The sequence below is a fragment of the Nocardiopsis sp. M1B1 genome (assembly GCF_052466615.1).
Genome location: NZ_CP196194.1, coordinates 4,224,910 through 4,239,250, shown reverse-complemented (window position 1 = coordinate 4,239,250; position 14,341 = coordinate 4,224,910). Strand labels below are relative to the sequence as shown.

General features: G+C 69.5%; 6 protein-coding genes. 2 read left to right on the top strand and 4 right to left on the bottom strand.

Annotation, left to right across the window (positions count from 1 at the left end; genetic code table 11):
• The first annotated feature begins 230 nt into the window (after nucleotides 1–230).
• A complete protein-coding gene (locus ACSTA4_RS18360) occupies nucleotides 231–2,051 on the top strand; it encodes a BCCT family transporter (RefSeq protein ID WP_444960349.1) in 1,821 nt (606 codons plus the stop codon).
• A gap of 509 nt (nucleotides 2,052–2,560) precedes the next feature.
• Here the strand turns inward: ACSTA4_RS18360 and ACSTA4_RS18355 are convergent.
• From ACSTA4_RS18355 to ACSTA4_RS18340, 4 genes are all read right to left on the bottom strand, one after another.
• Nucleotides 2,561–2,971 (bottom strand): hypothetical protein, encoded by a 411-nt coding sequence (locus ACSTA4_RS18355; RefSeq protein WP_444960348.1) that lies wholly within the window; start codon nucleotides 2,969–2,971, stop codon nucleotides 2,561–2,563.
• Nucleotides 2,972–3,372: 401 nt separating this feature from the next.
• On the bottom strand, nucleotides 3,373–3,657 hold the full coding sequence (locus ACSTA4_RS18350) for a hypothetical protein (RefSeq protein WP_444960347.1): 285 nt from the start codon (nucleotides 3,655–3,657) through the stop codon (nucleotides 3,373–3,375).
• A gap of 303 nt (nucleotides 3,658–3,960) precedes the next feature.
• Entirely contained in the window at nucleotides 3,961–8,658 is a 4,698-nt protein-coding gene (locus ACSTA4_RS18345; protein WP_444960346.1) for a DEAD/DEAH box helicase, read from the bottom strand.
• Entirely contained in the window at nucleotides 8,655–12,083 is a 3,429-nt protein-coding gene (locus ACSTA4_RS18340) for a hypothetical protein (RefSeq protein WP_444960345.1), read from the bottom strand. Before ACSTA4_RS18340 ends, ACSTA4_RS18345 begins: the two co-directional genes overlap by 4 nt.
• A gap of 106 nt (nucleotides 12,084–12,189) precedes the next feature.
• Here ACSTA4_RS18340 and ACSTA4_RS18335 point away from each other — a divergent pair, with 106 nt between their 5' ends.
• Nucleotides 12,190–14,277 (top strand): N-6 DNA methylase, encoded by a 2,088-nt coding sequence (locus ACSTA4_RS18335; RefSeq protein ID WP_444960344.1) that lies wholly within the window; start codon nucleotides 12,190–12,192, stop codon nucleotides 14,275–14,277.
• Nucleotides 14,278–14,341 lie beyond the last annotated feature (64 nt).

Here is a 14,341-nt window from a genome sequence, read left to right as displayed (position 1 = left end):
GCGGGTTCGTAGGCCCTTGGTGCGGCTCGGTGTGAAGGTGTGCTGCCCGTGGTCGAGGGTAGCCCGGGGAACGAGAGGCGATGGGGAGTGAAGTCAGGCAGTCCTTCTCCGGACGAGGGTGGCGACATGACTTCCCGGATAGAAGCAAGACGTGGGCGGGAACAGTACGCTCACAGGGTCGCCTGGCCACGGCCCCGGTAAGCCAGCGTCCAGTTCGAGGAGTCGATTACGTGCTGATCCGTCTACACGACGCCCTGCGGCTGCGTACCTCGCCGCCGGTATTCTTCGGCGCGGCCGCGGTGGTCATCGTGTTCGTGCTTGTCACCATCATCTTCACCGAGCCGCTGGATGCAGCCGTCACCGTCGCCTCGGACTGGCTGTACGCCAACCTGGGCTGGTTCTACATTCTCGGCCTCACGTTGTTTCTGGTTTTTCTGGTTTATGTTGCCGCCAGCCGATTCGGGCGGGTGAAGCTGGGCCCCGACGACGAAGAGCCCGAGCACTCCGGTCCGGCTTGGTTCGCGATGCTCTTCGCCGCTGGCATCGGTAGCATTCTGATGTTCTGGGGCGTGGCCGAACCCATCAGTCATTTCGGTGATCCGCCGCGGGGCCCATCCCTGGGCGTGGAGCCGGAGACAGCAGCTGCTGCCGCGGACGCGATGAACTTCACGCTCTATCATTTCACCCTGCACACTTGGGCGATCTTCACCCTGCCAGCGCTGTGCTTCGCCTACTTCATCCACAAGCGGAACCTTCCTCCGCGTGTCAGCTCAATCTTCCAGCCGATTCTCGGTGAGGGGATCCACGGGCCGATCGGTAAGTTCATCGACATCGTTGCCATCGTCGGCACGGTCTTTGGCGTCGCGGTCTCTCTCGGACTGGGTGCTCTGCAGATCAACAGCGGAGTCAACCGTGTGCTCGGCATCCCGGAGAACGCCGTGTGGCAACTGGTCATCATCGGCGTCGTCGGCGGGGCCGCGATGATCTCCGTCGCGTTGGGTCTGGACCGCGGCATCAAACGCCTGTCCAATATAAACATTTGGATGGCCGTGGGTCTGCTGGTGTTCATCCTGCTGACCGGTTCCACTCTCTTCGTGCTCCAGGGCACCATCGAAGCGCTGGGCCGTTACATAGTGAATCTGCCGGAACTGGCCTTGTGGAATGACACCTTCGCCGACACCGGTTGGCAGTCCAACTGGACGGTGTTCTATTGGGCCTGGACGATCAGCTGGTCACCGTTCGTGGGCATCTTCATCGCCCGGATCTCCAAGGGCCGCACCATCCGTCAGTTCATCACCGGAGTACTCCTCATTCCGTCCGGTTTCTCGGTGCTGTGGTTCGGCATCTTCGGGTTCTCCGCTTTCGACATCGAGCTCAACGGTGAGGGCGGCCTGGTCGAAAGTGTCGTGGAGCAGCAGGACATCCCCGGGGCGCTGTTCACGTTCTTGGAGCACTACCCCGCCACCCCCTTCACCTCGGTGCTCGCCATCGTCCTGGTGGTGGTCTTCTTCATCACCTCGGTGGATTCCGCGGCGCTGGTGACCGACACGATGGCCAACGGCCATGAGGACTTCAACCCGTTGGGGCAGCGCATCTTCTGGGCCGTCGCCATCGCCGTGGTAACCGCCACTCTGCTGGTGTTCTCCGGAACCGGCGGTCTGGGAGCGCTCGAGAAGATCGTCGTCCTCGTCGGCCTGCCGTTCTTCGTGATGGGATACTTCCAGATGTACGCGGTGTATCGAGCTCTTCGGGAAGACGCCGGAGAGCTGCCGGCGATGCGGACACGAAGGTGGAAGAAGGTCCTGCCCCCGGAAGAGTACGAACGCCGCCAGGACGAGGATGAACACGACGTCTCAGAAGTCGTCGTTCAGCCCGAAGCCATCGACGAACCGCCCGTGATGCGTGACCCCTACGTCGACCGGGGCCGGGCGACCGGAGCCCCCGGCACACTCTCGGCACGGACCGGTTCGACAAGGCGCCCCGGCCAGCAGTTGAACCGACCGAATCGGCCACCGCAGGCCGGAGGCCAGGACCGGAAGGACTCTGATTGAGAGCGGCCGGCGGTCGGGGCGCTGCGGTGGCCGAGCACATGCGTACCGAGTTGGTGGACGACGAGTCGGCCCTGCGAGTAGCTTCGCTCCTGGACGAGGACGGCGACCGGACGGTCGCCCCACTCGGTCATCCGCGACACCATCGTCCACGGGTCCTCCGGAAGCACCGGCTCCAGGTCGGGCAGGGTGATGATGTCTCCGGCCTCGGCGAGGTAGGTGTGCCCGGCCGCGTGAGTGATCTCGACGTCCCGGTCCTCGGGGATCCCGCTGTGGAGGCGGATCTTCCCCACCCAGGAGCCGTCATCCGCCTGTTGTACGTAGAGGAAGGACTTGTCGAGGACGGTGAGGTCGTCGGAATGGACTTCGACGACCTCCTCGGTGGTGGGCCATGCCAGGTAGCCGTGGCGTAGGGTGAGGCGCTCGCTGATCTCCCGGTATCGGTAGTGCTCGTAGGTCATCCCGGGGACCGGCTCGCCGGTGGCCAGGTCCGTCGCCGACACCCAGTGGTCTTAGGTCCCGTAGCCGCCCTCATGCAGGAAGAGCAGGTCGCGGCCTCCGTAGTGGCCCAGGGCCAAGTAGCACACGTCATAGACCTGTTCCCCCGTCCGTGTGCCAGGTAGGGGGAAGGTCTTCAGAGCGGACCCGTCACGCACGTCGGCGATCACCATGTCCTTGGACGTGGTGAACGCCAGAACCGGTTCGGATCCTAGCGCGGGAAGGTCGACCAGGTGGATCGGGGCGCCGAAGGAGAGTCCGGGGCCCAGAGGGCGGCGGCTCGTCAGGCCGAAGGCGATTGCGCGGAAGCCGTCGGTGAGAAGGCCGGTTTCGGACTCGTCATCCACGATGGCCAGAAAGGCGTCCCGGACCAGTTGAAGGCGTGCCCCGCACCAGTCCCTACCCAACAGGCGCGTCTCCCGCATCGTGTTCCCTTCCTCTGCTCTGGCTGCCCGTCACGTCGGTTCACCACCGTCGCTGGGTGGCGATTCCCCGTCCAGGATCGCGGAGAGCGGTCGAGCCTCTCATGGAGTTCGCCGTGGACGACCCGAGGCGCCGGGCGTGGCAGCCCGGTCGCAACGAGCCCTGCTGATGCGCCTCGGGTCGTAGGTACAAGAGGGCTGCGGTTCACTCTCGAACCGGTGACCGCCTCAGGGCCGAACCGGCGGACACACCCCGCACCGGGGCTGAAGGCTCGGTAGGGCCTTCGCCAACGCGTCCGGCACGGGGGCGTCTGTTACCGGTTGGTGAGTAGAAGAGAACAGGGCCCTGAGTCACTTCGCGGACGTTGGTGGAGCCTCGGACACGGATAGAAAGGACGGACCCGTTAAGGGGAAGGCTCCTCTGTGACAGAGATGGGAGGAGGCGCCAACGCATCAGGGACGGGACTCTTGCGGCGTGAGAGGAGAATCCTCATGTCGAAGTAGGTTGCCTCGTTCCTAATCCTTGGTGTTTTGATGCCGTACTTGTCGGAAGTGTCGAAGAACGTGGCGTGACCGAGGTCGGCCTCCACGCCCATGATCTCCGCGATTCCTGTGTCGCCGACAGCGTCTTGTCTTCCTCCGTTCCGGTCGTTCTTTTCCCAGATGAGGGGCGTCACATTGAGCAGCACTGGTTGTAGACGGCGGAGCTCATGCTGCGTCGGAACGGGTGGGGAGAGCTCCGAGCCAAGGTCTTCACCAGCTGGAAGAGGACCCCTCCCGCCATCGTCTCCGCCGTCACGGTCGTGTCCGGGGTCGCTGCGGTAGCCCTGCTCGCCCGCCGTCGCCGTGGCCCGAGGAAGAAGGTCCCGCGCCCGGTCTCCGTCCCCCGACGGCAGGGGAGCTGTTCAAACGGTGTTCTCACACCTTCCGAAGAGGGACGGAGACGATGTGTCGCATCCGGGACGAATGCCCTCGACCCTGGCCGGTATCTCTCAACCCAGCAGCGTCTCCAACGCCCGCAACGCCGCGTCACGCCGCAGCCGGTCGTGGAAGTGCTGGTTACGGTAGTTGCGCAGGCAGCTGTAGCAGGATGTCTCCACACCGCAGTCACACCTGGCCACCCGGTCGTGGGCGGCCTCCAGTACCTTCGGGAAGTTGGCGGCGATCCTGACCGGGCCTCCCGCCCCGCCGGGCACCGTGTCGAACAGCACCGGGTTCATGGTCCCGCCCACACGCCGGAACAGCGTGCCGCCGATGTCGTCGCGGCTGATGTCCAGGGCCGACGAAGCCCCCTCCAACAGTGCGAACAGCAGCGAATAGCGAACCGGGTCGTTCGCGCGGCCCATGTCCAGGGCGCCTCCGAAGGAGACCTCCATGATGTCGGTCTCGTAGCGGTGGGCCAGGGACAGGCGACGGGTCGGACCGTCGCAGTCAGTGCCCTTGAGCGGGTGGAGGTGCTTCTTGGGCTTTCGACCACTGGCCACCCCCTGTCCCCAGCCGCACCGGTCGCAGATGAGGAACCCGAGCCCGCTCGGTCCGTCGGCGACGGCCACCAGTTCCCCTCGGCTCCCCGCCCGGCACAGCACCTCGCCACCGGGAAGGCTCCAGGGGTGGTCCTCTGGCTCGGCGGCCAGGTTCACGACGTGGGTGAACCCGTGCCAGGAGATCCTGGGTGGCACCGACCCCGCGGGTTCGACCTTCGCACTGGCGACGAACCCGAACTGGGGGACGCAGTACTTGGTGGGCGCGCCCTTGTACGCGGTTGAACACGACGGGCACACCTGGTCCAACTCGTCCCGGGACTCCGCGTAGTGCCCGCACCCCTCACACACCCGGTAGTAGTTGACCAACAGCTCCTTGCCGGGCAGTCGGTACACCCCCGCCGACGTCCACCGCTTGCCGCCCGCAACCACCGAGCTGCCGGGGGCGTACTCGTAGATCGCCGAAGACAGGTCGCGGGCCAGCTCCAGGCTGCGGCCGACCGGCTCGCCGGAGTGGTGGGTACGCAACTCCACGGTGTCGATGGGGAACCCGTACTTGGGCAGCACGTTGCGTGTGGCCAGGAACCCCAACAGCGAACGCCCGGTCACGGTGTTGATGGTGCGCTCGAAACGTGCTGCCAGGGAGCTGTTGCGGGCCTCGAACGCCTCCAGCCGCCGCTGTTCGAAGTCGGCGACGTCGGCTGTGACCTCCTTGCCCAGGATTCTCAGCATCTCGCGCAGGTGGGACACCCAGGCTCCGCCCTCCAGGTCCAGTTTTCGGGCGACCTCCTCGGGCAGGATGCGCTCCAGCGCGGAGGTCACGTGGCCCGGGACGGGGGAAAGGAAGTCCGCGACCCTGGTGTAGGGGGCGGGGGAACCCTCCCTCTCCGGGCGGAAGAACTCACCGACGGTGTTCCAGGACTCGCCGGTCTCCCGGTGCCATTCCCGGAAGAACGCCGCCAGCGCCACCGAGTGGGCGTGCCTGCGGTCGATGCGCTCGTTGGCCAGTGGCACGTAGGGAGCCCGCACCTCCCCGGCGATCATCCTCTCCGGCTCCTGGTAGCGGAACATGTCGTGGGAGCGGCGCTGGGCGTAGGTGACCACCAGCGCGGCGGAGTCGGCCCGCCGTCCGGCCCGTCCGGCCCGCTGCACGTAGTTGGCGGTGGTCGGCGGCATATTGCGCATGAACACCGACTGGAGTTCGCCCACGTCCACCCCCAGCTCGAAGGTGGTGGAGCAGGACAGGGCGTTGACCCGGCCCTTGACGAAGTCCTGTTGGATCTCGGCGGCCCGTTCGCTCGACCACTGGGCGGTGTGCTCCTGCGCGGTCAGCGCGACCGGGTTGAGGGTGCGGTACAGCTGCCGGTAGTGGTCCTCGTCCTTGCCGGGCTCGGGGACCTCGTAGGGCGCCAGGCTTCCCGTGCAGTTGAGGGTGGGGCACACATCGCGCACCGACACCGGGTGCAGACGCAGGCAGCCGTCGCACTGGTAGGGGGCGTTGCCGGGCTCGACCAGCTCGACTGTCAGGTCCCGGTGGCCGACCTGGAGGACTGAGCCCAGTCCCCGCTCCTGGGAGGTGACCAGCCAGCCGTCCTCGGCCTTGGTCAGGGTCTTCCACACCGCTTCCAGGACCTTGGCGGGGTCCTCGTCCACGTCCAGCCGTTCCAGAAGGCGACGCATGTAGTCGAGCCTGCGGTTGACTCCCTTGGTGGGCAGCCAGCTCAGGACCTTGCGGGGGCGGTCACTACCCTCTAGACGCGCGAAGATGGGACCGCGCCGGGGAGCGAACACCTCGTCGTCGGGGGCCACCTCCTCGGGCATGGTCAGCGCTCCCTGCTGGCGCAGGGTCCGTACGAGCTCACCGAAGAGGTTCCACACCTCGTCCTCGCCGAGCCCCAGGCGCTGGGTGAAAGCCGGCGGGATCCGCACGCCTTCGGGCCGCAGCAGGCCCACGCGCAGCAGTCCACGTCCCTCCAGGGACTGGCGGTCGTCAGTGGTGACCATCTCGCTCAGCACCCAGGGGGACACGGTGTTGATCCGCTCGTACCTGGAGGCCTTGCGGTCGAAGAACCCGGCGCGCTTGGCCGCCTTCGCGGTGGCGTCGACGAGATCCTCCACCCCGATGTGCTCGTCGGGATCGGAGTCGTGGATGTCGGCCATCGCCTCCAGGATGAGCCTGCGCCGCTGGAACACCTCGTAGGTACTCCGCAGGTAGGGGGCGAAGAACGCCGCGGACTGGCGGCTGTCGCTGAAGGTGAGGAGTTTGCGTCCACCGCCGGGCCGATCGGCCACCTTCTCGTCGGGGTCCTCTGGCAGAGCCTGGTAGAGCGCGGTGGCCACGACCGCGGCGGCCGCGTCGTTACCGCTCTGGAAGCGGCGCAGGGTCTCGGAGCCCCGGGCACCGCAGCGCAGGCATGGGGCGGTGTCGGGGTTGCGGCTCTTGCTCTTGATCACCCGCACCGGGCGCATCGCGCGGGCCGGACACGACACCGCGCAGGGGCCGTTCGCCTCGATGCAGACCGTGCCGCAGCCGGTGCACAGGAAGCGCGGTTCGGCCTTGTGATCGCCGGGCGCCTCCAGGGTGTCGTCGTCATCGTCCACGGTGGTGGGTGCGGTGCCCAGGTAGAACCACTCGGCGGCCTCTCTGGGAGAGCGCTGGGGCACCAGACGCCGCCCCTGACCGTCGGGGACCTGGGTGCCCATCACGTAGACGTCGCCGCAGCGTTTGCAGGCGCCCAGCTCGAACGCGGGCGCCGCGCAGGTCTCGCACTCCTCGTGCCGGGCCAGCGACACGTGCGGTCCCTGCTCGCCCAGGCAGGTGAAGGCCCCGTCCGTGGCCCGGGTGAACAGGTGGTAACGGGCCGACAGCAACGGGTTCCCGCGGTCGTCGCACACCCTGCTGCCCAGTGCCACCAGTGAGGCCAGGGCCCGCGTCCGTTCGACAGGGGTCCGTGTCCCCTGACCATCCTCGGCGTCGGGGACCGCGGTGAAGAGCTCCTCGGCCAGTTCCTCTAGGGGGCGCGGTCCGTCCTTGGCCATGAGCACCCGCAGGTACTGGATCCGGCGTTCGCCGGCCAGGAGGGCGGAGGCGTCCGCGCCGCCGATCACGTGGCGTCTGGCCACGGCGGCCAGGGCCCTGGCCGGATCCTCGGCCTCGGCCAGAGCCTGGTACTCCAGGACGGGGAGAGGCCCCCACGTGTTCTCGGTGACGGTGTCGCGCCGGGTGGCGGTCACCAGGTCCTGCCGGTCGGGGTCGGCGTCGTTCCACTCGAAGGGCGCGTGGAACAGTTTCGCGGCGAAGTCCATGACCTTGTGCGGGTCATCGCCCACCGTGGCGCTGGTGGCGATGCACTGGAGCTGGCGGTCGGGGGCGACCCGGTCGCGCAGGCGTCGCAACAGCATGGCGATCTCGGCGGCCTTGGCGCCGTCGTAGACGTGCGCCTCGTCCAGAGCGATGAACTTCCAGTGCCCGGCGTGCGCTCCCTCGAACAGGTCCAGGTCGGCTGGACGCAGCAGCAGGTACTCGAGCATCGCGTAGTTGGTCAGCAGCAGGTGCGGTGGACTCTGGCGCATCCGCTCCCGGCTCAGCAGCTCGTTGGGCAGGACCCCCTCGCCGTGGTGCAGGGCCTGGTAGGCCTCCAGCGCCTTGGCCTCGCTCTCCTTCGTCTCACCCGTGTAGCGGCCGAAGGTGATGTGGGGGCTGACGGCCAGTAGTTTCCGCAGTCGCTTGAGCTGGTCGTTGGCCAGCGCGTTCATCGGGTAGAGCAGCACGGCCCGCACTCCCGGGCCCAGTTCACCTCTCTCGTGCTGGCGCTCCAGCTCGTTGAGGATCGGGACCAGGAAGCTCTCGGTCTTGCCCGAACCCGTACCGGTGGCCACCACCAGGTTGCGCCCCGCCCGAGCCTTGCGGATCGCCTCCTCCTGGTGCACGTACAGGGGCCGTTCCAGGTCGATGTCAGGTCCGCTCGGCGAGAGGAACCCGCGTGAGAGCACCCCTTCGCGAACGAGCTCCGCGGGGGTGCTGCCGGTCTCGTAGGGCGGGGTGGCCTCCAGCAGCGGACCTTTGGCCAGCAGCTCGCTGGAGGCGATCCGCTCGTCCAACGCCGAGGCGAGCACGGGGTCGCGTACCGGCAGTAGTGATCGCAGGTAGCGCCGGTAGGTGGTGCTGATCTGTGCGCTGACGTCGATCGGGTCGAGTCGCCGGGTCACGGCTGCTCCTCGCGTTTGGGGGTGCGCTCGGCACCGGAGAGGGTGAGTTCGGCCAGGACGATGTCGGTGGCTACCAGGTCGGGCGCGGCCTTGGCCAGGCACTCCCAGGTCCTGCGCTGGGCCTGGGCGAGAGAGACGAACAGGGGGAAGCCGCGGGCGCACAGACGCGCGGTGACGGCCATGGCCAGGGAGACGGCGGGCAGGTTGAGCCACGGTCGGGCGTCGGGGGTGTAGCGCGACCGGACCAGTGCCGTCGCGGTGCTCTGGTAGTGCTGCTCCAGCCGGGAGAGGCCGCGCAGGACGGGGTGGACGATGTCGGCGCCGTGCTTGCGGACCAGGCGAAGGCCCGGCGTGTCGCGGACGGTGAACAGGCCCAGGGCCGCGTTGGTGCGAGAGTCTCCGTCCAGCAGGGCCCGGGGGACCACTCGTGCGGCCCGCCACAGCGCCTCGAACTGCTCCTGTGACAGTGCGGTCATGCTCTGGGTGGCCGCGTCGAACCGCCCCGTGCCGCCGTAGGGATCGGTGCCGTGCTCCAGGATCTCCCTGGCGCCGCGCCCGCAGCGCTGCTCCATCTGCTCCAGGAACTCGGTGTGCCCGGGCTCCGGGGCGCCGAGGTCGCACCGGGCCAGGACACGGCCGCCCGCGAGACAGGCCGCCACGGGCAGGCGGCTCCACAGGCCGGCCGCCCACTCCGGATCGCCTCCCGCGCCGAGCGGTGCGGCGGCGAGTCCGGAGAGGACCAGGGCGTGCACGCTCTGCTGGGGTGACAGGTCCGCGTCCGGGTGAGTCAGCAGCGCGTCCAGGGGACGCGCGGTCAGGGCCTTGCGGGCCCCGAGCACCGCGTCCTCCGGTAGCCCCGAGCGGTGCAGCAGGTCCGCCGTGCCCAGGAGCCGCCAGAGCCGGGCGGTGTTGGCGGCGCTGTCCTGACCGACGGCCCCGGTCAGGTCTCCGCTCGCGAAGGCCTGGCACAGGACCTCCTCCTGCGGGTCCGTGCCGTGCGGGCGTCCGGGGACGGTACAGGGCAGCAGGTTCGCGGTGCCGGGCTCGGGCCACCTGGGCCAGTCGGAGACCGCCCAGGGGTCGTCCACGCCCAGGAGCACGAGCAGCGGTCCCGCGACGCGCCCGTCCTCCGGCAGCGTGATCCTGCCCTCGGGGGAGACCGAGAGCACCTCCGGGGGACGCCAGGGAGCGTGCAGTGTGTACACCGCCGCGCTCACGTCCGGCACCCCCAGGAAGGCCTCCAAGCGGATGTCCCCGTCCTGGTGGCGGGCGCCGGAGGCCAGACGGCGGGGGAGGAGGGCGGCCACGGGCACGACACGGGCGGCGTAGCCCACCGCCAGGTTCAGACTCGCGTGTCCGGCGGCGGTGTCGGTGATCTGGGCGAGCGGGTAGCGCGCGGTGCGCCCCGAGGCGTCCTGGCGGGCCCGTACCCACTGCAGCACCTTCGTGCCGTCACGCACGCACAGTTCGCCCAGGAGCTCGGGACTCTCACCCTCGGGGAGCCGGACCAGCAGGTCCCCGGCCTCGGACAGCGTCTCGGTGTCCAGCCGCAGCGGTTCGGCGCTCCAGTGCGGGGTGTGCCCACCGGTGGTCAGGACGCGCAGGTGCGGAGGGCGGATCGTGACGGGCAGCTGGGAGGTGCCCGCGCTGACGGTGGCCGCATGGGAGGTCTGCTCCGGAGCGAACTCGTGCACGGCCGGTTCGGCCCGTACACCCTCCGGAGCGGTCAGCTCCGAACGAGCCGGGGCCAACCCTCGCGGTTCCAGTACCCGGACGCGAGGACCGTGCGTGACCGCCAGCCCTTCCGCCACGGCCACCTGGAGCTGTGTGCCCCGGCCCAGCGGGCCGCGCACCCGAACAGTGAAGGAACCGACGACCGGAGAGGCGAGCTGCGCGAAGGGCCGCACGCGTCCGCCTCCGGTTGCAGGGGTCCGGGCCAGTGTGCGGCCGGTGTCGGCGGACAGGACGTCCACGTCCCAGGCCGTCGCCGAGCCGGCGTCCTCGGGCAGCAGGACTGTGGGCGGGGCCGCGTACACCGGGGCTCCGTGCACGGTGGTGACCCCGGCGACGGGTACGGCCAGCTCCACCTCAGGGCGAGGGCGTCCCTGGACCCGGTGCGGAAGGCTCGCGTCCAGACCGATCCAGGAACCGCGCTCCGTGTGCAGCCGGACCAGTTCCCACCCCTGCCATCCGTAGGGGGCGTCCCCGATCTCGTCGACCCCGACGCCCGAGGAGCGTTCCAACGTGCGGTCCCCGGGGTACAGGGCCCAGACCGATCCGGGAGGCAGGGCCAGACCGGTGCTGACCAGCGCGCCGTCCTCGGTGAAGAGTAGGAGCGGATCGTCGGGGTCGATCAGGGTCAGCTTCTGCCAGGCGTCCGTGCCGTTCGGGGACACGGACACGCCGCGCGTCGGCCGGGAGAGGGTGAACACGGTCTGTTCCCCGCCCGCCCAGCGCTGCCGGACGCTGTGGCTCTCCTCGTCGGTGACGATGTTCCAGCGCACGTCCTCCCCGTGCTCGTCAACGGGAAGTTGGACGTGGACGCCGTGTACGTAGGGGTCCAGGCGAAGGCTGGGGCGAAGGGCCCGCCTCCGGGTGGGTGAGGAACGGTCCCACGCGGGCAGTGTGCCCTCGGTGCCGGCGAGTTCCAGGGCCTGTGTGGCGGGTCCGTGGAAGCGCTCGGGAAGACCGGCCTCCCGACAGGTCGCGGTGGCGTCGTCCTGGAGGAGTTCGAGCAGGTGCATGCACCGCTCGATGGTCTCCAGGGCGTAGTCGCGCCCGGAGGCCAGGAACCGCTGCGCGGGCTTGTCCAGGTCCCGGAGTCGGAACTGCCCGCCCAGGGCCCATTGGTGCAGCCCGTGGGCGTCCAGGCCGGGGTCGGCGTGGGCCCGCCGCAGGATGAGGGTGAACACGTCGCGCAAGCAATAGGTGGGGATGCCCGAGTGCATGACGATGGGGCCGACGTACCTGTACTGGGTGTCCGCGGTGAACGGTTCCAACCCCAGCACGTCCAGGGAGCGCAGGAACCCGTTTCCCCAGACGGTGTTGACCTGCCGGGCGGGGGGTACGCCGGTGTGCTGCCACAGGTCGGGCCACAGCCTGCCGCCGGAGTAGTGGGCCGTGGCGATACCGACCGTGACGGCCGCCGTGCACGCGGGCCAGTGGTGCAGCCGGGGCTGCATGTCGGCGTTGAGCCAGCTGGTGAAGACCGTTCCCAGGGCCTTGGCGGCCTGCTTCAGCTCTCTCTGGCTGATGGGAGCCTCGGAGACGAGGGAGACGCCGTCCAGGAGTGGGCGCCACTCGGCTTCGCGGATGTCGAGCAACTCGGAGGACGTGACCCTGCGCGGACCAGACTGAGGCTCGTCCTGCTCGAAGGGCAGCGGCATGGGCATGGACATGGCCGACTCCAGGGGGTGCGAGGTCACGGCGGGCGTCGCCGATGCTGTCAACTTAGAGAATGAGTGAAAACATTGTCAACCCGCGTTCTGTTGTGGTGTACTGTTCCCATCCTCGGAAAGGAGGGCTCCAGCGGTGGAGACCCAGAACGTGACCTCGGCTGACATCGCCCGGATCGCACAGGTGAGTCGGACCACGGTCAGCAACTGGCGCCGACGCCACGGAGACTTCCCCCAGCCGGTCGGCGGCGTGGGAAGCCGCGCCCTGTTCGACCGGGTCCAGGTGGAGGAGTGGCTCGATCGCGGCGGGCGCCTGCCCGAGCGGGCGCCCCACGAACGCGTCTGGGAACAGGTGCGCGCGACCGCCGGAGGCGGAGGCGCCCTGGGGGAGGTTGTCGCCGGTGTCCAGGAGGCCCTGCTCCATCTGTCTCGGGACGGCGGCGCGGCCGTCGGAACGGCGGAGGAACGGCTGGCCGCGCAGCCCGGCGGCGCCGACCTCATCCGCACGCTGCGCGAGGAGGCCGAGACCCCGGAAGGAGCCCGAGAACTCTCCGATTACCTGCATGACGCCTACTTGCGCGCCCTGGGTGGCAAGGCGCACATCACACCTGGGTCACTGTCCCACCTCATGGCCGAACTCGCCGGTGTACGCGGAGCCGAGGTCTTCGACCCCGCCTGTGGCAGTGGAACCCTGCTCCGGGCGGCGGCGGAGGAGGGTGCGGCCGGAGTCCACGGCCAGGAGGTCGTCACCGCCATGGCGCACCTGGCCCGTGCGAGGCTGGGACTGCTGGTCGGAGACGTGCCCGGCGAGGTCGTCGACGGCGACTCCCTGACCGGCGACGCCTACACGGGGCGCCTCTTCGAGGCGGTGCTGTGCAACCCGCCCTTCAACCAGAAGGACTGGGGCGTCGAGCAGCTCGCCTACGACGAGCGCTGGGCCTACGGGGTGCCGCCCCGCGCCGAGTCCGAGCTGGCCTGGATCCAGCACTGCCTGGCCCACACCCTCCCCGGCGGCCGGACCGTGGTGCTCATGCCTCCGGCCGCGGCCTCCCGGCCCTCGGGACGGCGTATCCGCCGGGAACTGCTGCGTCGGGGTGCGCTGCGGGCCGTCATCGGCCTGCCGGTGGGCGCCGCGGCTCCCGTGCACGTGGGACTGCACCTGTGGGTGCTGCAGCAGATCGATCCGGCGGCTACCGCCGAACCCCGGGTGCTGTTCGTCGACTCCGCGGCCGGTGGCGAGGACGGGGAGGACGGCCGGGAGCCTGACGAGGTGGAGCGCCGCCCCGTCGAGTGGGAGAAGCTGAGCCGCGGTGTCGTGGACGCCTGGCGGGGCTTCCTCGACGCACCGGACGAGGTCGAGGACGTGCCCGGGTTCTGCCGGACGGTCCCGGCGATCGAACTGCTGGACGACAGCGTGGACCTGACGCCACAGCGCCACCTGCCCGTGGCGGCCCCCGAGGTGAGCGCACGGGAGGTGCTCATGTGGACGGGCAGGGAGCGCCGAAGACTCCTGCGGGCACTGGAGGACACGAGCTCCTCCGTGCCCGGGAAGAAGTGGTCCGCGCGGAAGGCGGGGGAGTGGCGGATGACCACCGTCGCCGACCTCGCCCGTTCCGGCGCGCTGGTCGTGTACCGGGTGCCGTCGGCCGGGACGGGCCCGGCCTCGGCTGAGACGGTGAACAGTGGGACCCCGGCCCGGATGCTGACCCTGTCCGACGTACTCGGAGGAGGAGGGCCGAGCGGGAGCCTGGCCGTGTCCGGTGCGGGGGAGACCGCGCGGGAGCGGGTGGAGATCCGCCCCGGTGACGTGGTCGTCCCCGCTGCGTTGGCCAGGCGCGGATCGTCCCGGGCCCGGGTGGCCGCGGACGGGGACGCGGGAGCGCTCCTAGGGGATAACCTGCACCTGCTCAGACCCGACCCGGCGCACCTCGACCCCTGGTTCCTGGCCGGTTTCCTGGAGGACGAGGACAACCTGCGCAGGGCCGGGCTCGGGTCCACCATCGTCCGCGTGGACCTGAGGAGGCTGGGCGTGCCGCTGCTCTCCCTGGAGGAGCAGCGGCGCTACGGTGCCGCGTTCCGTGAGCTCCACGAGTTCCGTGCCCAGCTCGACCGCGCCCGCGAGGCCGCCGGGGAGCTGGGGGAGCGGCTCTCCAGCGGGCTGCGTGCGGGACTGCTGGCGCCGTCGCACCCCGCTCTCCCGGAGGACGGCACGGGTACGCGCTGAATCAGCCAGACTTGGAACTCCGAACCCCTCTACGAACAACCCTCACAGCTGTACACCCCTTGGA

Coding starts and splice junctions, on each gene's coding strand:
- ACSTA4_RS18355 (WP_444960348.1), bottom strand. CDS start 2,971: ATGCGGGAGACGCGCCTGTTGGGTAGGGACTGGTGCGGGGCACGCCTT.